This is a genomic window from Streptomyces sp. NPDC017943 (assembly GCF_044328425.1).
GTDB classification, from domain to species: Bacteria; Actinomycetota; Actinomycetes; order Streptomycetales; family Streptomycetaceae; genus Streptomyces; species Streptomyces djakartensis_A.
Window position 1 is genome coordinate 306,842 of sequence record NZ_JBIRHH010000005.1, and the last position, 23,402, is coordinate 330,243.

The 23,402-nt window shown below is 74.7% G+C and carries 18 protein-coding genes; 6 read left to right on the forward strand and 12 right to left on the reverse strand.

The window, feature by feature from the left end; genetic code table 11:
- Both ACH4C6_RS18355 and ACH4C6_RS18360 read right to left on the reverse strand, forming a co-directional pair.
- Positions 1-582, reverse strand: coding sequence for a (2Fe-2S)-binding protein (locus ACH4C6_RS18355; protein ID WP_398109606.1), 582 nt, complete (start codon positions 580-582; stop codon positions 1-3).
- Positions 582-1,472 carry an FAD binding domain-containing protein gene (locus tag ACH4C6_RS18360; RefSeq protein WP_398109607.1) on the reverse strand — a complete coding sequence of 297 codons (891 nt, stop codon included), beginning with the start codon at positions 1,470-1,472 and terminating at the stop codon, positions 582-584. Before ACH4C6_RS18360 ends, ACH4C6_RS18355 begins: the two co-directional genes overlap by 1 nt.
- Positions 1,473-1,851: 379 nt before the next feature.
- Here ACH4C6_RS18360 and ACH4C6_RS18365 point away from each other — a divergent pair, with 379 nt between their 5' ends.
- Both ACH4C6_RS18365 and ACH4C6_RS18370 read left to right on the forward strand, forming a co-directional pair.
- The gene (locus ACH4C6_RS18365) at positions 1,852-3,525 is read left to right on the forward strand and encodes a PucR family transcriptional regulator (protein WP_398109608.1); all 1,674 of its coding nucleotides are present in this window, start codon (positions 1,852-1,854) and stop codon (positions 3,523-3,525) included.
- A gap of 165 nt (positions 3,526-3,690) precedes the next feature.
- On the forward strand, positions 3,691-4,455 hold the full coding sequence (locus ACH4C6_RS18370) for a hypothetical protein (RefSeq protein WP_398109609.1): 765 nt from the start codon (positions 3,691-3,693) through the stop codon (positions 4,453-4,455).
- Positions 4,456-4,692: 237 nt separating this feature from the next.
- Here the strand turns inward: ACH4C6_RS18370 and ACH4C6_RS18375 are convergent, their stop codons facing one another.
- A complete protein-coding gene (locus ACH4C6_RS18375; RefSeq protein ID WP_398109610.1) occupies positions 4,693-5,484 on the reverse strand; it encodes a GntR family transcriptional regulator in 792 nt (263 codons plus the stop codon).
- A 190-nt stretch (positions 5,485-5,674) separates the two neighbouring features.
- Between ACH4C6_RS18375 and ACH4C6_RS18380 the strand changes: the two genes are divergently transcribed.
- Positions 5,675-6,526, forward strand: coding sequence for a (2Fe-2S)-binding protein (locus tag ACH4C6_RS18380; protein ID WP_398109611.1), 852 nt, complete (start codon positions 5,675-5,677; stop codon positions 6,524-6,526).
- A 304-nt stretch (positions 6,527-6,830) separates the two neighbouring features.
- Positions 6,831-7,868 (forward strand): DUF2637 domain-containing protein, encoded by a 1,038-nt coding sequence (locus tag ACH4C6_RS18385; RefSeq protein WP_398109612.1) that lies wholly within the window; start codon positions 6,831-6,833, stop codon positions 7,866-7,868.
- 55 nt (positions 7,869-7,923) lie between these two features.
- On the opposite strand, the gene ACH4C6_RS18390 is transcribed toward ACH4C6_RS18385, so the two are convergent.
- Both ACH4C6_RS18390 and ACH4C6_RS18395 read right to left on the reverse strand, forming a co-directional pair.
- The gene (locus ACH4C6_RS18390; RefSeq protein WP_398109930.1) at positions 7,924-8,418 is read right to left on the reverse strand and encodes an ATP-binding protein; all 495 of its coding nucleotides are present in this window, start codon (positions 8,416-8,418) and stop codon (positions 7,924-7,926) included.
- A 423-nt stretch (positions 8,419-8,841) separates the two neighbouring features.
- Positions 8,842-9,465, reverse strand: coding sequence for a hypothetical protein (locus ACH4C6_RS18395; RefSeq protein WP_398109613.1), 624 nt, complete (start codon positions 9,463-9,465; stop codon positions 8,842-8,844).
- Between the two features lie 232 nt (positions 9,466-9,697).
- Between ACH4C6_RS18395 and ACH4C6_RS18400 the strand changes: the two genes are divergently transcribed.
- Positions 9,698-11,554 (forward strand): helix-turn-helix domain-containing protein, encoded by a 1,857-nt coding sequence (locus ACH4C6_RS18400; protein ID WP_398109614.1) that lies wholly within the window; start codon positions 9,698-9,700, stop codon positions 11,552-11,554.
- 14 nt (positions 11,555-11,568) lie between these two features.
- Here the strand turns inward: ACH4C6_RS18400 and ACH4C6_RS18405 are convergent, their stop codons facing one another.
- Together ACH4C6_RS18405 and ACH4C6_RS18410 are read right to left on the reverse strand one after the other, a co-directional pair.
- Positions 11,569-13,311, reverse strand: coding sequence for a pyruvate dehydrogenase (locus ACH4C6_RS18405; protein WP_398109615.1), 1,743 nt, complete (start codon positions 13,309-13,311; stop codon positions 11,569-11,571).
- Positions 13,312-13,377: 66 nt separating this feature from the next.
- Positions 13,378-14,610, reverse strand: coding sequence for a protein phosphatase 2C domain-containing protein (locus tag ACH4C6_RS18410; protein ID WP_398109616.1), 1,233 nt, complete (start codon positions 14,608-14,610; stop codon positions 13,378-13,380).
- 1,109 nt (positions 14,611-15,719) lie between these two features.
- On the opposite strand from ACH4C6_RS18410, the gene ACH4C6_RS18415 reads away from it, so the two are divergent.
- A complete protein-coding gene (locus ACH4C6_RS18415; protein WP_398109617.1) occupies positions 15,720-16,202 on the forward strand; it encodes a DUF456 domain-containing protein in 483 nt (160 codons plus the stop codon).
- Between the two features lie 25 nt (positions 16,203-16,227).
- Here the strand turns inward: ACH4C6_RS18415 and ACH4C6_RS18420 are convergent, their stop codons facing one another.
- The 5 genes from ACH4C6_RS18420 to ACH4C6_RS18440 all read right to left on the reverse strand — a co-directional run bounded on the left by ACH4C6_RS18420 (position 16,228) and on the right by ACH4C6_RS18440 (position 23,381).
- Positions 16,228-16,722 carry a methylated-DNA--[protein]-cysteine S-methyltransferase gene (locus ACH4C6_RS18420; protein WP_398109618.1) on the reverse strand — a complete coding sequence of 165 codons (495 nt, stop codon included), beginning with the start codon at positions 16,720-16,722 and terminating at the stop codon, positions 16,228-16,230.
- On the reverse strand, positions 16,719-18,131 hold the full coding sequence (locus ACH4C6_RS18425; RefSeq protein WP_398109619.1) for a DNA-3-methyladenine glycosylase 2 family protein: 1,413 nt from the start codon (positions 18,129-18,131) through the stop codon (positions 16,719-16,721). Before ACH4C6_RS18425 ends, ACH4C6_RS18420 begins: the two co-directional genes overlap by 4 nt.
- 897 nt (positions 18,132-19,028) lie before the next feature.
- Entirely contained in the window at positions 19,029-20,135 is a 1,107-nt protein-coding gene (rsgA, locus tag ACH4C6_RS18430) for a ribosome small subunit-dependent GTPase A (protein ID WP_398109620.1), read from the reverse strand.
- Between the two features lie 198 nt (positions 20,136-20,333).
- Positions 20,334-21,824 (reverse strand): cellulose binding domain-containing protein, encoded by a 1,491-nt coding sequence (locus ACH4C6_RS18435; protein WP_398109621.1) that lies wholly within the window; start codon positions 21,822-21,824, stop codon positions 20,334-20,336.
- A 234-nt stretch (positions 21,825-22,058) separates the two neighbouring features.
- Positions 22,059-23,381, reverse strand: coding sequence for a radical SAM protein (locus tag ACH4C6_RS18440; RefSeq protein WP_398109622.1), 1,323 nt, complete (start codon positions 23,379-23,381; stop codon positions 22,059-22,061).
- Between the last annotated feature and the right edge of the window lie 21 nt (positions 23,382-23,402).

The following is a 23,402-nucleotide window of genomic DNA, read 5'->3' on the forward strand; positions in this document are numbered from 1 at the left end:
TCAGACCGCCTCCGACTGCCGGGCGGCCGCCAGGCGGACCGCGTCCATGATCTTCTCGTAGCCGGTGCAGCGGCACAGGTTGCCCGACAGCGCCTCGCGGATGTCCGCGTCGGTCGGGTTGGGGTTGCGCTCCAGCATCTCGTCGGCGGCGACCAGCAGCCCCGGGGTGCAGAAGCCGCACTGGACGGCGCCGGCGTCGATGAACGCCTGCTGGATGGGGGCCAGTTCGCCGCCCTCGCCGGTCTGCGAGTCGGTGCCCCGGGCCTGCCAGCCCTGGGCGTCCTGGAGCGACGTGCCACAGGCGCCGGAGGCGCAGCCGCCCTCGGCGCGCTGCCTGGCGTGGTCGGCGAGGCCCTCGACGGTGACGACCTCGCGGCCCTCCACCTGCCCGGCGGCGACCAGGCACGAGCACACCGGCACGCCGTCCAGGCGGACCGTGCACGAACCGCACTCGCCCTGCTCGCAGGCGTTCTTCGAGCCCGGCAGGCCGAGCCGCTCCCTCAGCACGTACAGCAGGGACTCGCCCTCCCACACGTCGTCGGCTTCCTGCGGACGGCCGTTGACCGTGAAGTTGACGCGCATCACGCAGCTCCCTCGGTGAGGCGGCGTTCGCCGCGGTAGGACTCCCAGGTCCAGGTCAGCGTGCGGCGGGCCATGACGCCGACCGCGTGGCGGCGGTAGCTCGCGGTGCCCCGGACGTCGTCGATGGGGTTGCAGGCGCCCGAGCACAGGTCCGCGAACTGCTTGGCGACCGACGGAGTGATGATCTTGCCGTTGTCCCAGAAGCCGCCCTCCTCCAGCGCGGCGTTCAGGAACTCCTCGGCGGCCTTGGCCCGAACGGGGGTCGGCGCGGCGGAGCCGATGCCGGTGCGCACGGTCCGGGTGGCCGGGTGCAGCGCGAATCCGAAGGCGCACACGGCGATGACCATGGCGTTGCGGGTGCCGACCTTGGAGAACTGCTGCGGCCCGTCCGCCTTCTTGACGTGCACCGCGCGGATCAGCTCGTCGGGCTCCAGCGCGTTGCGCTTCACACCCTTGTAGAACGCGTCGATCGGGATGAGGCGCGTGCCGCGCACCGACTCGACCTCCACCTCGGCGCCCGCGGCCAGCAGGGCCGGGTGGGCGTCCCCGGCCGGGGACGCGGTGCCGAGGTTGCCGCCGACGCCGCCGCGGTTGCGGATCTGCGGGGAGGCCACGGTGTGCGAGGCGAGGGCGAGACCCGGCAGCTCGGCGCGCAGGTTCTCCATGATCTTCGTGTACGGCACGGAGGCGCCCAGGCGCACGCTCTCCTCGCCGACCTCCCACTCGGAGAGGTCGTCGACGCGGTTCAGGTCGAGGAGGTACTCGGGCCGGCGGTGGTCGAAGTTGATCTCGACCATCACGTCGGTGCCACCCGCAATCGGCACAGCGGTGGGATGCTCGGCCTTCGCGGCGAGCGCCTCCTCCCAGCTGGCGGGGCGAAGGAAGTCCATGACCGGCTCTCTTCTTCGTCTTCTCGTGGGGCGTGCAGATTGAGCCAATCCGTGTGCGGCGGTCCCGGCTCGTTCATGTGCTGTTTACGCGTAGTGGGCTCAGTACACAGGCCCGTGCTCCGACGGGGTCAGTCACGGAAACCATGAAGGAGTTGGCTGGCCACGGCAGGCATCTTGTAGATTCGTATGAACGGAGGTCATCCGAAACCTCCTCGTTCTCCTGTGGAAACGCGCGACACCACCGCGTGACCTGGGACACAACCGGGACACGGTTCCCAGGCGGCGAGCCCTGCTCATCCACCCGCCGAACAGGCGTTCTTCGGAGGCGCCTCTTCTGGATCCACCATAGTTTTCGAGACAAAGAACGGCGGCGACGAGAATGCGGCTGCGCGCACTGCTGGAGACGGACGCGCTGGGCCTCAGGCTGCTCGGCGGCCGGGACGAGCTGGACCGCACGGTGCAAGGCGTGATGACCACCGACCTGCGTGACCCCAGCCGCTACCTCTCGGGCGGCGAACTGGTGCTCACCGGTCTGGCCTGGCGCCGGAACGCCGGTGACTCGGAGCCGTTCGTCCGGCTCCTGGTCCAGGCCGGCGTGACGGCCCTGGCCGCCGGCGAGGCCGAGCTCGGGGACGTGCCGGAGGACCTGGTCGCCGCGTGCGCCCGGCACCGCCTGCCGCTCCTGGCCGTCCACGAGTCGGTGGCCTTCGCGACGATCACCGAGCACGTGGTGCGGCAGGTCTCCGGCGAGCGCGCCGGAGACCTGGCGGCGGTGGTCGACCGCCACCGCAGGATGATGACGTCCGGCCCGGCGGGCGGCGGCCCCGACGTGGTCCTGGACCTGCTGGGCTCCGACCTCGACCTGCGTGCCTGGGTCCTCTCCCCCACCGGCCGCCTGATGGCGGGCTCCAAGACCGCCGGGGCCGCCCTGCCGGCCGAGGTGTGCGCCCGGCTCGCGGGCGAGCACCTCACCGCCACCCGCTCCGGCCGCCGCGGTCCCCACCGGGTCGTCCTCGGTGCCACCACCTACTCCCTGTTCCCCGTGCGGTCCACGGGCCGTCCCCCGCAGCCGGTCCGGGACGCCCGCGAGAGCGCGCTGTCCGACTGGCTGCTGGCCGTCGAGGCGGACGCCGGCGACTGGGCCGAGGAGCGCCTGGACCTGCTGCACGGCGTCACCCAGCTGATCGCCGTCGAGCGGGACCGCCGCGACGCGGCCCGGACCGTCCGCCGCCGCCTCGCCCAGGAGGTGCTGGAGCTGGTGCAGACGGGCGCCGCGCCCGGTGAGATCGCCGCCCGGCTGCGCGTGGCCGCCCCCGTGCTGCTGCCCGGCCTGGGAGCGGCGCCGCACTGGCAGGTGGTGGTGGCCCGGGTCGACTGGGACGGCGAGGAGACCGGGACCGGCCCGGTGGCGCAGGCCCTGCTGGAGGAGATCCTCGCCGACCCCGCGGCGGGCGGCCCGGACCCCTCCGACCGCATCGCCGTCGCCCACACGGGCGAGGAGGCCATCGCCCTGGTCCCCCTCCCGGCCGTCACGGCGGAGCACGACGGGCCGGAGACGGGCGTCCTCGCCGACGCCCTCCTGGAGTCGGTCCGCGACCCGCTGACGGCGGGGCTCGACGGCGACGGCCGGCTCACCCTCGGGGTCAGCGCGGCCGTCCACTCGGCGGAGGGCCTGCGCGGCGCACTGGAGGAGGCCCGGCACGCCCGCCGGGTGGCCGCCGCGCGGCCGGGCCGGGTCTGTGCGGCGGGCCACCAGGAACTGGCCTCCCACGTCCTGCTGCTCCCCTTCGTCCCCGACGACGTCCGCCGCGCCTTCACCGCCCGCCTCCTGGATCCCCTGCGCGACTACGACCGCCGCCACCGGGCCGAGCTGATCCCCACCCTGGAGGCGTTCCTCGACTGCGACGGCTCCTGGACCCGCTGTGCCACCCGTCTGCACCTGCACGTCAACACGCTGCGCTACCGCGTCGGCCGGATCGAGCAGTTGACGGGTCGTGACCTTTCCCGGCTGGAGGACAAGCTCGACTTCTTCCTGGCACTGCGGATGAGCTGAGACAAGGGCGCGCACGGCCCGTCCCCCGGGCCCGCGCCGCGTCCCACGACTTTGTGAAATCCTTCACCCGCCCTCTTGGCCCGGCCCGCCGATTCGTGCTGAGATGCCGCCACCACTCAACAGCTCGATGGCGTGCTCGGGGAGGGCAACGTGGCGCATACCGCCATGTCTGGTAACGGAACGACCGCCGGTGACGATCCCCTCCAGACCGCGGTATGGCGGCTGCGCTCGCGCGGGTGCTGGGCCGACGCGGCCGCACTGCTGCCGCCGGCCACCCCGGGGGCGGCGCTGCAGCGCGCGGCGCTGCTGGTCGAACGGTGCCTGTACACCGAGCAGGGCTGGGAGGACGCCGAGGACGCGCTGCGCACGGCCGAGGCGCTGGCCCACGGCGACGAGGAGCGGGGCGCGGCCGCTTGTGAACGCGGGTACTTGGCCTACGCGGCGACGGTGCTCGCGGTGCGCGACCGGGCCGACGAGGCCCGTGCCGCGCTCGGCCGGGCCGCGGCGCTGGTGCCTCCGGGGGCCCCGCAGCGGGCCCTGCTCGACTTCCGCCGCGGACTGGTGGCGGAGAACCTGACCAGCTCGCCCCAGGCCGCACGCGCCGCCTACCGCCGCGCCCACGCCGGGGCGACGGCCCTGGCCGACCCGCTGCTGCTGTCGTTCACCTGGCGCCACATGGCCGGACTGGCCCTGCGCGAGGGCGAGTTGGCGGAGGCCCGGCACGGCTTCGCGGAGTCGCTGCGGATCCGTGAGGAACTGGGCTACCTGGTGGGGACGGCACCCGCGCTGGTGTCCCTGGCCGAGACCGAGACCGAGCCGGAGGCGTCGCGCCTGCGCGAGGAGGCCCGCCGCCTGTTCCGCCTGCTCGGCGGCGTCCCCACCTGGCTGGCCCGCCACCTGACGCCGTTGCCTCCGGCGGCGACGGCCTGACAGGCCCGACACCGCCCTCGGGGCGCGGCCTCCGCGGGCACCGGGCCCTGACCGGCCGGTCGGCACCACCGCAGGGTGCCCCCCCGAGAGGACCCGTCATCCCGTGCCGGGCGCGGGACCCGGCAGCCCGCGGATGAGGCCCGCCATCCCCTGCCGGGCGCGGGGCCCGGCAGCCCGCCGAGAGGACCCGTCATCCTGTGCCGGGCGCGGGACCCGGCAGCCCGCCGAGAGGACCCGTCATCCCGTGCCGGCGGCCCCCGAGAAGTGCTCACTCGCCAGCGCCCGCACGACCTCCAGGTCCCGGGCGATCAGCGCGTCCAGCAGCGCCGTGTGCTCGTGCGCGTCCGCCACCAGGTCGGCCCGGCCCCGCATCCCCGGCCCGCCCCCGACCAGCGGCCACTGCGCCCTGCGGTGCAGGTCCTCCGCGATCTGGACGAGCTGGCGGTTGCCGGCGAGGGACAGCACGGCCCGGTGGAACCCCCGGTCGGACTCCGCGTACGTCGCCCGGCAGCCCGAGGACGCCGCCCGGACCGTCGCCTCGGCGAGGGGACGCAGCTCCGCCCAGCGCTCGGCGGGGACGGTGCGTGCCAGGCGCAGCAGCACCGGCACCTCGATCAGCGCCCGCACCTCGGCCAGTTCCGCCAGTTCCCGGGCCCCGCGCTCGACCACCCGGAAACCGCGGTTGGGCACGACCTCCACGGCTCCTTCCAGGGCCAGCTGCTGCATGGCCTCGCGCACGGGTGTGGCGGAGACCCCGAACCGCTCCCCCAGCACGGGCGCCGAGTACACCTCACCGGGCCGCAGGTCCCCGGCCACCAGCGCGGCGCGCAGCGCGTCGAGGATCTGCCCGCGCACCGAGGTCCGCTGCACGACCGGCCGCTCCCGCGCGGCTTCCGGGGCGGGCGGCTCACTGTGCGTGTGCTCACCGCGCGCCGTCCCGGCCTGGCGCGGCACCCGGGCCTCCCCGGCGGCGGCCGGTCGCGTCCGGGGCAGTCCGGTCCCGGAAGAGCCCTGCGTGCCCTGCTTCACAAGGTCCTCCTCGGGACGTGTCGGTGACGTATCGGTACTTGGGGTCATTACGGCGGGTTGTCACTCAGCCGTCAAGCACCATAAGCGCATCGGCCGCTCGTTCCCCTCCACGGTTCCCTTTCCCGCGATCTTCGGTAAGGTAAGGCTTACCTTCAGGAAGCCTGTTCGACCCAGACGGATCGGTGATCACATGCCCGCGCCCCGCTCGGCCGTCTCCGGCGCCTACGCCCGTCTGGCCGACGTCCTCCCGGGGCTCGCGGTCACGGAGCTCGCGCCCGGGGACGCGCTGCCACGGGGCGCCGGCTGGGCCGCCGCAGCCGACCTCGCGGCGGCCGGCTCCGCGCTCGACGCGTTCCTGGCCTGGGACGAGGACCAGATCCAGCGGGACTACGGACAGCGCGCCCGCCCCGACGTCGTCGCGAGCTTCGGTCTGCACCGCTACGCCTGGCCCGCCTGCCTGCTGATCACCGTCCCCTGGTTCCTCGAGCGCAGGGTCCCCTCCTACCCGGTGACGCACGTCGCGTACGACCGCACCGCCGCGGGCCACCCCCTCGGGCATCTGGCCGTCCGCCCCGCGGGCTTCGCCTGCCTGCCCGGCGACGAGGCGGCCGTCCTGCCCGGGGCCCGTGTCGTGCCCGACGAGGAGGCGCTGCGCGCGGAGGTGCGCTCGGCCGTGGCCGCGCACATGGAACCGGTCCTGGCCGGGTTCGGACCCCGGATGCGGCGCCGCGGCCGGGCCCTGTGGGGCATGGCGACGGACGAGATCGTCGAGGGCGTCTGGTACGTCGCGCAGCAGTTCGGCGAGATCGAGGAGCGGCGGGCGATGCGCGAGCTGGAGATGCTGCTGCCCGGCGCGGTCAAGCCGTACGTCGGCACACCGGCCTTCCGGGAGCTGACCGGGCCGGGCGGCGAGCCCCTGCGCACCCGGGAACGGGCGAGCTGCTGCATGTTCTACACCCTGCGCCCGGAGGACACCTGCGCCACCTGCCCCCGCACCTGCGAGGCGGACCGGGTCGGCAAGCTGCTGGCCACAGCGGGGTGACACGGCGCCGGGCGGGATCACCCCCCGGCGACCCGTAAGATCATCACCACACCGGCCCCCCGCATGCCTCCAGGCGGATCACCGTCTCCTCACGCGTGGCGGGAACTTTCCGGAGAACCACTCGTACGGGTAGTCTTGTTCGAACTCAACTCCCGCCCCTCAAGCGGCAGTTCGAGCAGAACGCCGCCCTGGGCATCCCCTTGCACTTCCTTGGCGGCCTCTTGCCCCGAAACCCCCTGAGGGCTGACGGGATTGGGCCACTATGGCGGGCGTTACGCCCTATCCCACTGCAAGGGACCCCCGAATGAGACTGACCGACATATCGCTGAACTGGCTGCTTCCCGGCGCCGTGCTCCTGCTGGGCATGCTGGCGGCGGTGGCGGTGCTCGCGCGCGGCAAGCGCTCCTCGGTCAAGGACACGAGCGCGGACGACTCCTGGGAGCGCAGCGAGGAGCGCCGCAGGCGCAAGGAAGCGGTCTACGGCACCGTTTCCTACGTCCTGCTCTTCTGCTGCGCGGCCGTCGCCGCCGCGCTCTCCTTCCACGGCCTGGTCGGCTTCGGCGAGCAGAACCTCGGCCTGACGGGCGGCTGGCAGTACCTCGTCCCGTTCGGCCTGGACGGCGCGGCGATGTTCTGCTCGGTGCTGGCGGTGCGCGAGGCCAGCCACGGTGACGCCGCGCTCGGCTCCCGGATACTGGTCTGGACGTTCGCGTTCGCCGCTGCCTGGTTCAACTGGGTGCACGCGCCCCGGGGCGTCGGCCACGCGGGCGCCCCGCACTTCTTCGCCGGCATGTCGCTGTCCGCCGCCGTCCTCTTCGACCGCGCGCTGAAGCAGACCCGCCGCGCCGCCCTGCGCGAGCAGGGCCTGGTGCCGCGCCCGCTGCCGCAGATCCGCATCGTGCGCTGGCTGCGCGCACCCCGGGAGACGTACGGCGCCTGGTCGCTGATGCTGCTGGAAGGCGTGCGCAGCCTCGACGAGGCGGTGGACGAGGTCCGTGACGACAAGCGCAAGAAGGACGAGGCCCGTCAGCGGCGGCGCGACCAGCAGCGCGTGGAGCGCGCGCAGTTGAAGGCGATCAGCCGCGGCAACCGCGGGCACTTCGGCCGCGGTGGCGGCCGGCAGGTGGAGGTGCAGGTGGAGCGCGCCTCCTCGCAGGCCTCCGCGGAGCCTGCCATAGCGCCGGATCCGCTGCCCGTCCGCTCGCGTCCCTCCCTGCAGCCGGTCCGCCAGGGGACTGACCCGGTGACCGTCGACCTGACGGCGGAGGACGACACGCAGGCGCTGCCGCGTCTGGACTCCCTGGAGCGCAAGCTCAAGGACCTGGAGCAGCAGTTCGGCTGACGCAGCGGCACCGAAAAGGGGGCGCGGTCCGGGGGGACCGCGCCCCCTTCGGCGTTCACGCCGCGCGGGCCTGGAGCTCGAACCAGACCGACTTGCCCACCTCGTGCGGCCGTACCCCCCAGTCGTCCGCGAGGGACTCCACCAGGAACAGGCCGCGCCCGCCTGTGCCCTCGTCGGGGACCGGTGTGCGCACCCGGGGCCTGCGGGCCACGAAGTCCCGCACCTCCACGCGCAGTCCGCGGGGTCCGACGGTGGCCGTGAGGACCGCGTCGTGGTCGGTGTGGACGATCGCGTTGGTGACGAGTTCGCTGGTGAGCAGTTCCGCGATGTCGGGGAGGTCGGAGCGTCCGGGCGGCCTGCCCCAGCGCCCGAGCAGTTCCCTCAGGGCCCTGCGGGCTTCCGGGACGGCCCGCAGGTCCGCCCGCCCGAGTCTGCGGCGCAGTTGCGGCTCCGCCTCCCGCTCCGCGACCTCGTCCGTCCCGTCCCCCGCCGTGTCCACCGAGAAGGCCCCCGTCGCCGTGGGACCGCCTCCCCGTGCCTGCCTCTCCATGGCCCCCGCCCGCGCGCCGATGTCGGTTCCCCCTTGCTCGAACACGTTCACGGGGATCCATGCCCCACCGGGCACGCGCCAGTCATGCCCGCTCGCCGACGGCCGGGTGTTCGGCCACGGGAACGGGCACCCGGGCCCGGTGGCGCCCCGCCGGGCGGTACACCGGCCGGGGGCAGGGGGTCAAGGGGATGGCCGGTCAGGGTCTCCGTACGGTTGCTGACCGCCGGAGATCGGACGACGAGCCGTGTGTCGGCTGTCGCCGGACGCGTGCGCGGGGACGGGAGGAGAGGACCGGCCCGCGAAGGGGGCGCTCGCCGGAAGTTGGCCGAAGTACGACGGTTTCCGTCGCCGCGTGCGGCCGGTGCGGGGCCGTCCTCCTCACCCCCGTGGCGGAGGACGGCCCTTGCGCCGGTGACCGCCCGGTCAGTAGAGCTTGTTGACGGCGGTGGTCGTCGTCTTCTTGAAGGCGCTCACCGGGGCGTCGCCGAAGTCGCCCATCTGACCCCACTGCACGACGGTGACGGTCCTGCCGTCACGTCCCACCGACATCAGCGAGACGTCGTTGGCACCCCACGAGGTCTCGGTGTGCAGGCCCCGCACCTGGGCGCCCTCCTCGACCGCCAGCTTGCCGTAGTAGCGGCCCTCTGCCTCGGTGTCGGGGTAGGCCTGCTCGATGCGCTCGCCACAGGTGCGGATCAGGTCGTCGTAGTGCTTCGCCAGCGCCTTGGCCAGGGTGGCCGTGTCCGCCACGACGGTCATCTGCACGGCACTGGTGTCCAGGTCGGTCCGGAACTCGCGGTACCGGTAGTCGTAGGACGGCACGCCCTCCGTGCTGACGCAGGTGCCGAGTCCCTCCGGGAACCCTTCGGTGACCGGGCCGGCCGTCCAGGTGGAGCTCGGGTGCGGCGGCAGCTGGGACGCCGACAGGAACTTCGGTGTGACGGCCTTCGTCGCGGCACCGGCGGCCGGTGCCGTGAGGACCGTGCCCGCCGCGAGGGCCGCGACGGTGAGTGCGGTGAGCGCGCTTGCTCGGATGTGCCTGGGCATGGGTGTTCCCCCGTTGATGTGTACGTGGATGGTCGGTGCCGCCGCGCGGCCGGCCGGTCGGGCAGGACCTGCTCGGTGCGGCACCAGAAGCATCAGCCGTCCCACCGGACGGATGCAACAGCCCGCGCCCGATCCAGCACGGTGGAACCATCCCAGCCCGTCTGACGTGCAGGTACATGGGGTGCCTGGGATGCCGTTCCGGGCCCGGTCGGACCACGAGGACGGGGGAACGGTGTCGGCACGCAAGGACGTGGACGGCGTCGGGGAGTTCGCGGCGCTGCTGAGGGCCCTGAAGGAGCGCACGGACCGCAGCTACGGTTCGCTGGCCCGCCGCCTGGCCATGAACACCTCGACATTGCACCGGTATTGCGCCGGCGACGCGGTCCCGGTCGACTTCGCGCCCGTGGAGCGCTTCGCGGCCCTGTGCGGGGCCACCGCCGACGAGCGCCTGGAACTGCACCGCCGCTGGCTCGTCGCGGTGGCGGCACGGCAACGGCCTCGCGGCGGCACGGGGGGAGGCAGTGCGGCCGCGGGCGGATCGGTGCAGGGCGCGGGCTCCACGGTCGCCGCCGGTGCGGGGCAGGCCGCGGGTGCGGCGGAAGGGCAGCCCGCGGGTGCGGCGGAAGGCGCAGGCGGCCCGAATGGGGTGACGACCGCGGAGGGTGACGGACCGTCAGCGGGCGGGGGCCGGGCGGATGCCGGGGAACCGGCAACCGTAGGCGACAGGGCGGAGGCCGGAGAGCCGGCAGCCGCCGACCATAGGGCGGAGGCCGGAGAGCCGGCAGCCGCCGACCATAGGGCAGAAGCCGGGGAGCCGGCAGCCCCGGGCGACAGGGCAGAAGCCGGGGAGCCGGCAGCCCCGGGCGACAGGGCAGAAGCTGGGGAGCCGGTCGTGGCCGGGGACGCCGGGCCGGATGGGCACGCGGCGCCGGGCCGGGGCGCCCCGCAGGGCGCACACGCGGTGCGGGTCGCCGAAGCGGCGCGGGGCGCGGGCGCGCACCAGGAGGCGGGCGCCCCGTCGAGCGGGCGCGCGGCGGACGCCCCGGCCGGGCCGGACGGGACGTCACGAGAGGCGGACGCCCCGGCGGAAGCGGACCCGGTGACCCTCCCTGCCCCGCACGCCGCCCGTCCCCGCCGCCCCTGGCACCGTCACCGGCGGCTCCTGATCGGTCTCGCCGCCGCCTGCGCGCTGCTGGCGACCCTGGGAGGTCTCGCCGCTCTGCCCGACGGACGGCGGGCAGCCGCCGGCGGCCCCGCCCGTACCGTCGCCCCGGCCGACCCCGGGGCGGACCCGGCCGGACGGCCGGGACGGCACGGCTCCTCCGCGCCGAGTGACTCGCCGACCCCGGAGCCGTCGTCCTCCACCGCCACGGAGAAGGCAAAGGGAGGGAAGAAGGGGAGGAAGCACGGCACGGCCGGCCCCTCGCCGTCCGCCCGGACCGCCGCTCCCCCGCGGGACGGCACGTCCGCCGCCGCACCCCTGACCTGGTCCGCCGACTCCCAGGCGTGGAAGCTGGGTTGCGGACACGACTACGTGATCAGCAAGCCCCCGGGCCGGGTTCCCCCGCCGCCCGTGCCGCAGGACGCGGGCACCTGGGCCGCGACCCAGGGCGCGGTGCACGCGGGCGAGACGCTCGTACGGCTTTCGGTGCAGGGGCGGACCGACACGGCCGTCGTACTGGAGGACCTGCGCGTGCGCGTGGTGGGGCGCACGGCCCCCGTCGAGGGCAACGCCTACGCGATGGACCAGGGCTGCGGCGGTGCCGTCACCCCGCGGTACTTCGAGGTGGACCTGGACAAGGACCGGCCCCTCGCCCGCGCGGTCGCCGGGAACGACGCCGGGACGCCGATACCGGCGGTGCGCATGCCCTACCGGGTCTCCGCGCGAGAGCCCGAGGTGCTGCTTGTGACGGCGGGCACCCGGTCGTGCGACTGCCGGTGGTACCTGGAGCTGGACTGGTCCTCGCAGGGCCGCAGGGGCACGGTCCGGATCGACGACCGGGGCCGGCCCTTCCGCACCAGCGCCCTGGAGGGCCTGCCCCGCTATCGGTACGACACCTCCTCGCGCCGGTGGACGCCGTACGGCTAGACGCCGCGGAACGGCTACGGCCGGGGCATGTTGCGCAGGTTGGAGCGGGCCATCTGCACCATGCGGCCGACGCCGCCGTCCAGCACGATCTTCGAGGCCGACAGGGCGAACCCGGTCACCATCTCGGCCTTGATCTTCGGCGGGATGGACAGCGCGTTGGGGTCGGTGACGACGTCGACGAGGGCCGGGCCCTTGTGCTTGAAGGCGTCCTTCAGGGCCCCCCGAAGGTCCTTGGGCTTCTCGACCCGCACCCCGTAGGCACCGCAGGCACGGGCGACGGCCGCGAAGTCCGGGTTCTTGTTGGCGGTGCCGTGGGACGGCAGGCCGGCGACCAGCATCTCCAACTCGACCATGCCGAGCGAGGAGTTGTTGAAGAGGACGACCTTCACCGGGAGGTCGTACTGCACCAGCGTGAGGAAGTCGCCCATCAGCATGGAGAAGCCGCCGTCGCCGGACATCGACACGACCTGCCGTGTGCGGTCGGTGAACTGCGCGCCGATCGCCATGGGCAGGGCGTTGGCCATCGAGCCGTGCGAGAAGGAACCGATGACGCGGCGGCGGCCGTTGGGCGAGATGTACCGGGCGGCCCAGACGTTGCACATGCCGGTGTCGACGGTGAACACGGCGTCGTCGGAAGCGACTTCGTCGAGCACGGACGCCACGTACTCGGGGTGGATCGGCGTGTGCTTCTCGACGTTTCGGGTGTAGGCCTTCACCACCCCCTCCAGCGCGTCGGCGTGCTTCTTGAGCATCCGGTCCAGGAAACGGCGGTTCTTCTTCTCCTTCACCCGCGGGACGAGGCAGCGCAGCGTCTCCCGTACGTCGCCCCACACCGCGAGGTCCAGCTTCGAGCGGCGGCCGAGGTGCTCGGGCCGCACGTCCACCTGGACGATCTTCACGTCGTCGGGGAGGAACGCGTTGTAGGGGAAGTCGGTGCCGAGCAGGATCAGCAGATCGCACTCGTGGGTGGCCTCGTACGCGGCGCCGTACCCGAGCAGTCCGCTCATGCCGACGTCGAAGGGGTTGTCGTACTGGATCCACTCCTTGCCGCGCAGGGCGTGCCCGACCGGGGCCTTGATCTTCCCGGCGAACTCCATGACCTCCGCGTGCGCTCCGGCCGTGCCGCTGCCGCAGAACAGGGTGACCTTGCCCGCCTCGTCGATCATCTCGACCAGCCGGTCGATCTCGGCGTCGCCGGGGCGCACGCTGGGCCGTGAGGTGACGAGGGCCGTCTCGGCGGCCTGTTCCGGGGCGGGCCGGTCGGCGATGTCCCCGGGCAGGGTGACGACGCTGACGCCGCTGCGTCCGACGGCGTTCTGGATGGCGGTCTGCAGCAGCCGCGGCATCTGCTGCGGGCTGGAGATCATCTCGCTGTAGTGGCTGCACTCGGTGAACAGCCGGTCGGGGTGGGTCTCCTGGAAGTAGCCGAGGCCGATCTCGCTGGAGGGGATGTGCGAGGCCAGGGCGAGGACCGGCGCCATGGAGCGGTGGGCGTCGTAGAGGCCGTTGATGAGGTGGAGGTTGCCGGGACCGCAGGATCCGGCGCACGCGGCGAGCGAACCGGTGATCTGGGCCTCGGCACTGGCGGCGAAGGCGGCGGTCTCCTCGTGCCGTACGTGGATCCAGTCGATGGCGGAGTTGCGGCGGACGGCGTCGACGACGGGGTTGAGACTGTCGCCGACGACCCCGTAGAGGCGCTTCACCCCGGCGCGGGTGAGGATGTCGACGAACTGTTCCGCGACGTTCTGTTTGGCCATGGTTCTCGTCTGCCCCTTCGGTCTGCCGGGATCCCTCCGGGTTCCATCACCTCACAGGCCGCGTGCTCACGCCTCCCACACCGCCGCGGCCGTACGGTCGTCCGCGTACCCCTTGACCCGGACCTGGGAGTCCGCGAGGAACGCGGCCAGGCCGGGTGCCTCCGGGAGGGACCACCGCTCGGCGAGGTACTCGCCCAGCTCGGGTTCGCCCCGCAGCGGGTCGGCGAGACCGCTGCTGCACATCAGGAGCGTGTCACCCGGGCGGGCGACGGAGGTGCGGAAGCGGAAGGGCTCGCGGGGCGGCTCCGGGGCCGGTTCGTAGGGGCTCGGCGGGGCGGGGATGCCGAGGTCCATGGTGAGCCGGTCGCCCTCGGGGGTCTCGGAGGGCGGCGACCCGAAGCCGAGGACCGCCTCGCCCCGGACGTCCGCCACCCGGGGCTCGATGTCCTGCCACTCCCCCTCCCGCAGCCGGAACAGCCCGCCGGGGCCGACGCCGAAGAACACGCGGGTCCGGCAGGCCGGGTCGGCGGGCAGCAGCAGGCAGCGCAGGCTCGCCGCGTACTCCTGCGGGGTGATGCCCTGTTCGCTCGCGCTGGCCCGGAGCCTGCCGAGACTGCGGTCGGTGAGCCGGTGCAGCCCGGACTTGAGGTCGCCCCGGCGGCCGCCCCTGATGTCCTCCACCAGGCGTGCGTGGCTGCGCCCCACCGCACGGCCGATCCAGTGACACGCCTCGGCGGCGGCCCGGTGCGCGCCCGGCGTGGCGCGGGCCCCGGTCGCCATCGCCACCAGCAGCAGCGCCCGTTCGCCCGTCCCGAATCGCGCGGTGAGCAGGGAGTCGCGCCGCGGCTCACCCCGGTACCGGGCCGAGTCGCCCCGCACGGACACGGCCCGCAGGGTGCAGGACCCGTACCGGGCGCCGTCGAGGACCGTGTCCGCGACGAGGTCGCCGAGGTCGTCCGGATCGGCGGCGGGCAGGGCGGTGGGTTCGGCGTCGTAGGTGGGCGGCCGGGAGCCGACGTGGCCCCGGGGCCCCGGTTCCCCGGCGGGCCGCTCGATCCGGGACGCGGGCTGCTCCACCACCGGTTCCGGCGGCGGCCCGGCGGGCAGCGGCGGCACGGCGACGGTCCCGACCGCGTGGTGGGGCTCCGCCGGGGAGCCGGACCCCGGACTCTCCGGCTGCGCCGACGGTGGATCGACGGGCGGGGGCGGGGCGGAGGGCACCTCCGCCCCGGCCGGCGTGCGGCCGGCCCCGCCCGGCCAGGACGGGGGCGAGACCGGGGGCGGCGGCACGGAGGGCATCCCCGGGACGGGAGGCGCGACCGCGGGGGGATGCTCCGGGGGTGCGGGGGATCTCGGGGCCGGGGGTACGGGTCCCGTTCCGGGTGCGGGCGCCGTTGGCGGTGCGGGGGCGGGTTCCGTTCCCGGCGCGGGCTCGGGCGCGTGTCCGGAGGCAGGGGCGGGCGCCGGTCCGGCCTCGGCCGGGAACCCGGGTCCGGAGGCCGGTCCGGGTGCGGGCCCGGGCGTGGGCGTGGGCTGTGTTCCCGGCGCGGGCTCGGGCGCGGGTCCGGGGGCAGGTACCGACCCGGGCTCGGGCGCGGGTCCGGCCTCGGGCGGCCATCCAGGTCCGCACGCCGGTCCGGGTGCCGGGGTGGGCTGCGTTTCCGGCAGGGTCCCGGGCGCGGCTCCGGGAGCAGGTACCGACCCGGGCTCGGGAGCGGGTCCGGGGACGGGTCCGGCCTCGGGTGCAGGGCCGGGCGCGGGCGCAGAATCCTGTCCCGGCGCGCGCCCCGGTGCGGGCTCCGCTGCGGGCGCACGCCCCGGTGCGGGCTCGGGTGGGAGGGGGCCCGGGCGGTGGTCCGGGGCCGGCCGTGCGGTCCGGGGGTGGTCGTCTGCGGGGGCGTCGGGTCCCTGTCCGGTGGGATCCTGAGGCTGTCTCGCCGCCGGGAAGGTGACCGGGCCGGGCGGACGGGACGGCGGTGGCTCCCACGGGGCCCGCGGCGGCGGAGCCGGGAGGTCGTCGGCGCCCGCCCGGGGCGACGGTACAACGGGCCGCCCGGTCACCGTCCCCGCCGCCGAGGCGAAGCGGTCGTCCAGGGAATCGGGGGCCGGTGCCGGGCCCGTGTCGTCGGTGGAGTCCTCGTACAACTGCCTCCACCAGTCGTCCTCGTGACCGGTGGGCCTTCCCCCCTGCTGGCTCATGCCCCCGATTGTCACCGCACGAGCCGGATGAAAACGGGGCTTGTGGAAAAAACCGGCCCGCCACCCCGCGGTGATCGACACGTCGGGTGACCCCTGGAACAGCCGTGCGATCCTGGGCGACGGTGCCGCCCGGGCGGCTGACCTGCGGGTGTGGCCCACCGTCGCCCTGCTGACCTGCGCGTTCTCCCGGCTTCCGGCAGTCTGGTCAGATGGGAGTGTGGGACCTCCTGCTGGTCGGGCTGGTCATCCTGCTCGGACTGTGCGGCGTGCTGCTGCCCGCCATGCCCGGCTCGTGGCTGGTGTGGGCCGCGGTCCTGTGGTGGGCGCTGAAGGACCCGCAGCCGGTCGCCTGGTGGGTCCTGGTGGGGGCGACGGGCCTGCTCCTGCTCTCCCAGGCGGTGCGCTGGACGCTGCCGCCCCGCCGGCTGCGCTCCGACGCCACCACCCGCCGCATGCTGGCCTACGCCGGCACCGGCTCCCTCCTCGGTTTCGTCCTCGTCCCGGTCCTGGGCGCGATCCCCGGCTTCCTCGCCGGGATCTACCTCTTCGAACGCCGCAGGCTCGGCCGGCACGCCGACGCGGTCGCCGCCGTGCGCACGGTGCTGCGCTCGGGCGGCTCCGCCGTCCTGGCCGAGCTGTTCACCTGCCAGCTCATCGCCGCGGCCTGGGTGGGCGCGGTGGTCTGGGGCTGAACCGGCGCGCCGCCCAGGAGGGCGGTCAGGCCGGGAGGACTCCCTCGTGCGTCAGCAGCCGCACCTTGCGGTCCAGGCCGCCCGCGTACCCGGTCAGCGCGCCGCCCGCCCCGATCACCCGGTGGCAGGGCCGCACGACGAGCAGCGGGTTGGCGCCGATCGCCCCGCCCACGGCACGGACCGCGGCCCGGGGCGCCCCGATGCGCGCGGCGATCTCCCCGTAGGTGACGGTGGCGCCGTAGGGGATGGCGTCCAGCGCGGCCCAGACCTTCTCCCGGAACGGTGAGCCCTCGGTGCGCAGGGGCAGGCTGAACTCCTTCAGGTCCCCGGCGAAGTAGGCCGCGAGCTGCTCCTCGGCCTCGCGGAAGGGCCCGGCGTCACGCCGCCAGTCGTCACGCACCTCCCGGCCGCCCTTCTGCCCGGGCACGGACAGCGAGGTCAGCTCGCCGGAGGGGGCGGCGGTCAGGAGCAGCGGCCCGAGCGGGCTCGCCACGCTCGTCCAGTAGGCCAACGGGTTCATCGGATCTCCCACTCCCCTGCTGCGCGCAGGTGGTTCAGGGCGTACGAGCGCCAGGGGCGCCAGGTGTCGGGGACGTCGAGCCCGGGCGGGGCGGCGTCGGGGTCGCCGAGGGCGCGGGCGCGGATCTCGGCGAGGGTACGGGCGTCCAGTCCGGGCACGGCCCGCAGGGCGTCCTGCGCGGCGTCCCGGTCGGCGCCCGGGTCGAGGCGTACGGCGTGGTCGGCGAGGGCCGCGGTGAGGGCGCCGAGGGTACCGCCGGGTTCCGCCCCGGCGAGGACCGGGGGTTCGGGGAAGAGGTGGGTGAGACTCCCGCAGGGGGCGTCGAGGGCCTTGCCGTACCGCCGGACCAGCCGTTCCGCCTCCGCGCGCCCCACCAGTGCGCGTACCGCGAGTTCCTCGGGGTCGGCTGCACCCGGGGACCGCAGGCCGGGCCGTGCGGCGACCAGGGGGGCGAGCCGCGGGTCGGCGCCGAGGCGGCCGTCGACGGCGTAGGGGTCGGCGTCCAGGTCGAACAGCCGCCGCAGCCGCTGGACGGCGGTGGTCAGGTCGCGGAGGTCGGTGAGGTGCAGCCGGGCCTCGAGCCAGCCGCCGGGGTGGGCGCCGGAGGTGGTCCGGGCGGCACCGGTGCGTTCGGTGACGGCGACGATGCCGGTGCCGTACGGCAGGCGGAGGGTGCGCCGGTAGGTGCGGGCACCGGGCGCGCCGCAGATCTCCTCGATGCCGGGCACGGCCTCGTATTGCAGCAGGTCGAAGACCGGGCCGGACTGGTACGGGCCGCGGTGGGCCAGGCGCAGCGGGATGCCGGCGTCGGGGGCGGCGGTGCTCCGGCCGTGGCCGCCGCGCGGAGCTGCTGCGCGCAGGTCGCTCGGGGTCGTGGCGTACACGGCCCGGATCGTGTCGTTGAACTGGCGCACGCTGGAGAAGCCGGCGGCGAACGCGATCTCGGTGATCGGCAGTCCGGTCGTCTGCACCAGCACGCGCGCGGTGTGGGCCCGCTGGGCCCGGGCCAGGGCGACGGGGCCGGCGCCGAGTTCGGCGGTGAGCTGGCGCTGCACCTGCCGTGGGCTGTAGCCGAGGCGGGCGGCGAGTCCGGTGACGCCCTCCCGGTCCACCACCCCGTCCGCGATCAGCCGCACGGCCCGGGCCACGACGTCCGCGCGTACGTTCCATTCGGCGGAGCCGGGCACGGCGTCCGGGCGGCAGCGCCGGCAGGCACGGAATCCGGAGCCCTGCGCGGCGGCGGCGGTGGCGAAGAACCGCACGTTCGCCCGCTTCGGGGTGACGGCCGGGCAGCTCGGCCGGCAGTAGATGCCGGTCGTCTCGACGGCGAAGAAGAACACGCCGTCGAACCGCGCGTCACGGCTGCGCACGGCCGCGTACCTGGTGTCCTCGTCCGTCCTCTGGTCCATCACCCGTCCAGTCTCCGCCGCCGCGCCACCCGCCGCTGGCGGAAATCGGACATGACACCGGCTTCCGGGCCGCACCGGGTCCGGGGTGACTTCCGGGCCACACCGGGTCCGGGGTGAGCGGTGCACGCCCAGCCCGACGGCTACCGAACGGCGGCCGCCGGGGCCGGGCCCGGCCCGACGGCCGGGCATGCCGGGCGGGTGGTCGGCCGCGCCGGGTCGGGGGCGAACGGTGCGCGCCCGGCCCGGCAGCTGCCGAACGGCGGCCGCAGGGGCCGGGCCCGGCCCGACGGCCGGGCGTGCGGGGCCGGTTGGTCAGCCGAGCCAGCGCGGGTCTGCACCGGCTCCCGGGCCGAGCCGGGGCCGGGGCGAGCGGTGCACAGCCCGCCCGACGGCTACCGAACAGCGGCCGCCGGGCCAGGCGCGGCGGGCCGGGCGTGCAGGGCGGACAGGCATGCGGGGGCCCGGCCTGCGGGCCGGTGGTCAGCCAGGCCATTGCGGCCCACACCGGCTTCCGGGCCGCGCCGAGTCCGGGCGAGCGGTGTACTCCCAGCCCCACGGCTACCGAACGGCGGCCGCCGGGCCAGGCCCGGCGCGGCGAGCCGGGCCTGCGGGGTAGGCCCGGCGGGCGGGGTGGCTGGTCGGCCGCGCCAGCCCGCACCGGCTCCGGGGCCACACCGGGCCCGGGGCGAGCGGTGCACGCCCCGGCACGGCGGGCCTGGACGAGCGGGGGCGAGCCCGGCCTGCGGGGCCGGTGGTCAGCCGAGCCAGCGCGGGCCCGCACCGACTCCCCGGCCATACCGGCCCCGGGGCAAGCGGTACACACCCCGCCCGACGGCTACCGAACAGCAGCCGCCGGGCCAGACCTACCCGGGGGGACCCGGCCCACAAGGCCGGTGGTCAGCCGCGCCAGTGAGGGCCGCGCTTGGCCTCCATCGCCGCCTTGCCCATCGCCCCCTTCCGCTTCCAGTCCTTGCGGATCTCGGCCCGCAGCCGGGCGTCGGTCTTGGCGACGATGCGCTGGTTCTCCCGCAGCAGCTTGCAGTAGCTGTGCAGGCGCCGTTCGGGCAGGTCGCCGTCGTCCACGGCGGCCAGCACCGCGCAGCCCGGCTCCGCCTCGTGGGCACAGTCGTGGAAGCGGCACCGTTCGGCCAGTTCCTCGATCTCGGAGAAGACCTGCCCGACCCCCGTCCCGGCGTCCCAGAGGCCGACGCCCCGCAGTCCGGGGGTGTCGATGAGGACGCCTCCGCCGGGCATGACCAGCAGGTTGCGGGTCGTGGTGGTGTGCCGGCCCTTGCCGTCGACGTCGCGCGTGGCCTGGACGGCCATGACGTCGGCGCCGAGCAGCGCGTTGGCGAGGGTGGACTTGCCGGCGCCGGACTGGCCGAGCAGCACGGACGTGCCGCCGCCGACCAGGGCGGCGACGACGTCGAGCCCTTCGCCGTCCAGGGCGCTGACGGGCACCACGGGCACGCCGGGCGCGCTGGTCTCGACGTCCTGCACGAGGTGGGACAGCGTGACGGGGTCGGGCACGAGGTCGGCCTTGGTGAGGACGACGACGGGCTGGGCGCCCGACTCCCAGGCGAGTGCGAGGAAGCGCTCGATGCGGCCGAGGTCGAGCTCGACCGCGAGGGACACGGCGACGATGGCGTGGTCGACGTTGGCCGCGAGGATCTGGCCCTCGGACCGCTTGGAGGAGGTGGAGCGGACGAACGCGGTGCGCCGCTCCAGGAGTGTGCGGACGTAGCGCGGGTTGCCGCCGGGTTCGACGGCGACCCAGTCACCGGTGCACACGACGCGCAGCGGGTCGTGCGGGGTGACGAACGCGGTGTCGGCGCGCAGCACACCGCCGGAGGTGACGACGTCGCACTGCCCGCGGTCGACGCGGATCACGCGTCCGGGCAGCAGCCCTTCGGCGGCGTGGGGGGCGAACTCGTCCGCCCACGCGTCGTCCCAGCCGTAGGGGGCGAGCGCGGAGGAAACGGAGGAGGCGGAGCTGGAAGTCAAGGGTGACCCTTTCGAGGCCGGCCCCGGCGCGACGGATGGGTCGGATCAGCCGGTGGCCGTGGAGGTGGACGTGACGAACTGGATGCGGGCAGCGCTCATCGCAATGACAGCCATCGGTCGACACCTCCTCGTTCCTCGATCGGTCGTGCGCCTGCGGCAGCGACCGGCGTCACCGTATCCCGTGCCGGCCCGGCCGCGTCAACCGCTTTTCGCGCAGGCGTGGCCGTTCAGCGTGAAGCCGTACGGCGGGGAGTTGGTGCCGGTCCAGGAGGCGAGGAAGCCGAAGCTCAGCTCGCCGCCCGCGGGCACGGACTTGTTGTAGTCGGCGGCGGTGGCGGTGACGCGGTTCCCGGCCTGGGAGACGGAGGCGTCCCACATCTGGCCGGCCTGCTGGCCGTCGCGGAAGGACCAGGACACCCGCCAATTGTCCAGGGGCCGGCTGCTGGTGACGGTGACGGTGGCCTGGAAGCCGTCGGGCCACTGGTTGACCAGGTCGTACTCCACCCGGCAGGCGGGGGCGGCGCTCCGCCCGGGCCGGGGTTCGGCGCGCTCGGTGGGCGAGGCGGTGCCCTGCGGCCCGGTGTGCCGGTCGCGGCTCTTCGACGAGCGGGGCGTCGCCGGCTCGCGCGTGCGCTCGGTGGCCGGGCCGGACGGCCGGCCGGTCGCGGGTGGCGACGGCGAGGGGGCGGAGGGCAGGGACGGACGGGGGTCCGCCACCGGCTCGCGCCCGCCGTCGCCCCGGGCGGTGAGGTCGTCGCCGGAGCCGCCGAACGGCATCAGCGTCACCCCGAGTGCCAGGGCGGACACCAGGACGGCGGCGACGAGCAGCCCGTTGCGCGCGACCCGCGCCTTCTGCGCCCCGTCCTGCGGGTCGGTGTCGGGCAGAGTGGGGCGGCCGGCCCCGAGGCGCACCTCGGCCGCGCGGCGGCGGCGTTCCAGGTAGGCGAGGCCGCCCCAGCCGATCACCCCGCCGGCCAGTGCCCCGGGCAGCCCTCCGCCGTGCAGGCGCAGGCAGGCGGCGGCCTCGGCGCACTGCACGCAGGTGGCCAGGTGCCGGGAGAGGTCGCCGGGGGTCTCGGCGCCGGAGCGGGTGACGGCGTCCAGCAGCCGGGCGTAGCTGCGGCAGCGGGCGTCCATCGGGGTGTCGAGGTGGTTGCGGTGGCAGCGGTCCCGGAAGAGGGTGCGCACCTGCTGGAGTTCCTCGGCGGCGGAGGCCGGGTCGAGGTCGAGGCGGCGGGCCGCCGTGGGCAGCGGGAGCGCCTCCGCCTCGGCGAGCCACAGCAGTTCGGCGTCCGCCTGCTGGAGGTCGCGCAGGGCACGCAGGGCGAGCGGGCGTTGCAGGGGCGGTCCGGTGTAGCGGGCCGCCTTGTCGGAGTTCAGCCACAGCCGCAGGTCGGGATCGAGCTTGTGGCCCTGCCCGGCCTGCTCCCAGGCCGCGGCGGTGGTGCGGACGGCGGTCAGCAGCAGGGGGATGCGGGGCAGCCGGGCGTGGCGGCGGCCGGTGCCGCGGGCCGGTCCGGCTTCGGCCTCCCGGGCCTCGCGGATGCCCAGCGCGAACGCCTCCCGGGCCAGTTGCGCGGCGGCGGTGGAGCCGGACGTGCACAGGTCGGCGTAGGCGAGGACCGCGTCCCAGCACTCGGAGAACCACGCGGCCTCGGTCGCGTCCTGAGGGGTCGGCAGGTCGGGCATGTGTCTCCTGCATCCACAAGCGAGAACAACTCACCACGTCGGCAGAGGAGTTGGGGGAACCCTCGCGGCAGGGCCCGAGCTTTTCACGCGCCCCGCACAACTGACAAGCGCCCTGTTCAGATGTGAGAACAGGGCGGCCGCGCCCCCACGGCTCCGTCTCGAAGATGCCGTACGTGCGCGTCCGCCCTGTCGACTCACCGCCGCCTCGCCCGGAGGGGCGGCGTCACCGAAGTGTCAGGGAACGGCGGTCGGTTCGTCCGCCGGGAGGCTGTCCATGAAGGAGCTGACCGAGAACACCGCGTTGCCGGCGCCGGGCGGGCCGTAGCCGGGGGGCGAGGAGAGCCCGAAGTCCTCCATGGTCTGCCGGTACGCCTGGAGCAGCCGGATGTGGTACTCCAGCGGCGCTCCTTGCGGGTTGGCCTTGCCGAGCGGGGTCGTGGGCTCGGGGCACCAGGTGGTGAAGCGGGGCGTGATGCCCTGCGACATGAAGAAGCGCAGGCCCTCGGTGGTGGAGGCGATGGCCTCGTCGACCGTCTTGAAGCCGAAGGGCTCGGCCATCTCCACGCCGGCCACGAAGTTGGGGATGACGTTGCGCGCGCCGAAGATCTCCGCCGAGTCCAGGATGCGCTTGTGCCACTCGTCGCGGCCGACGTAGCGCTCCTTGCCGGGGCAGTACATCTTGAACAGGTACTCGTCCCACACCTCGTAGTTGGGGTGGTAGATCTGCACACCGTAGTCCTTGAAGCGCTGGACGTCGTCGCGCGGCAGCGCCTGGGCCACGACCTTGCCGATCCAGCGGCCGGGGAAGCGCTCCTCGATGGCCTTGGCGTAGTGGCCGTAGAAGTCGGCCTCGTCGCGGCCGGAGACCGTCTTGGTGATGGCGCCGCCGGTGAGGGTGTAGGCGGTGGACTGCTTCGCGGTGTCGTACCGGTCGATGATCTCCAGCGCCTCCAGCACCTCCTCGACGTCCTTCACGCCCGTGTAGGGGCGGCCGGCCGCCTTGTGCTGGCGCCAGTTGTGGTTGATGTCGCAGTACTGGCACTCCTCCTTGGCGCCGAAGTACTGGCAGACGCGGAAGACGGTCAGATAGATGAGGTAGCCCCACTGGATGGTGGGGGCGACCTCCATGACGGACTTCCCGTTGGATAGCTTGTGCCGGTAGTACTCGGGCATCGGCGGCACGCCGACGTCGGAGATGCGCCTGCCGTCGAGGTAGAGGCCGAGCACGCCGTCCTCGCTCGCCGCGACGCGGTAGGGCGAGGCGGGGTTCACCCGCACCGAGACGACCGTGCGGCGCAGGTCGTACGGGCCGCCGGTGAGGATGATCTCCTCGGGCGGGCGGCGCAGCGCGGCCTCGCCCAGCTCGGGCAGGGTTCCGTGGTCGAAGGAGAAGATGAAGTACGACTTCGGCTTCACCTCGCCGCCCTCGTTGTCGCTGAGCGCGGAGGGGTCGAAGGCCACACCGCCGCGCAGCAGGTCCTCCTTGAAGACGGCTTCCCGCGGCACGTGCGGGAACCGCTCCATCAGATCCTCGACCAGCGCGGTTCGGCTGCCCATCCCGTCTCTCCTCCCGGTGCG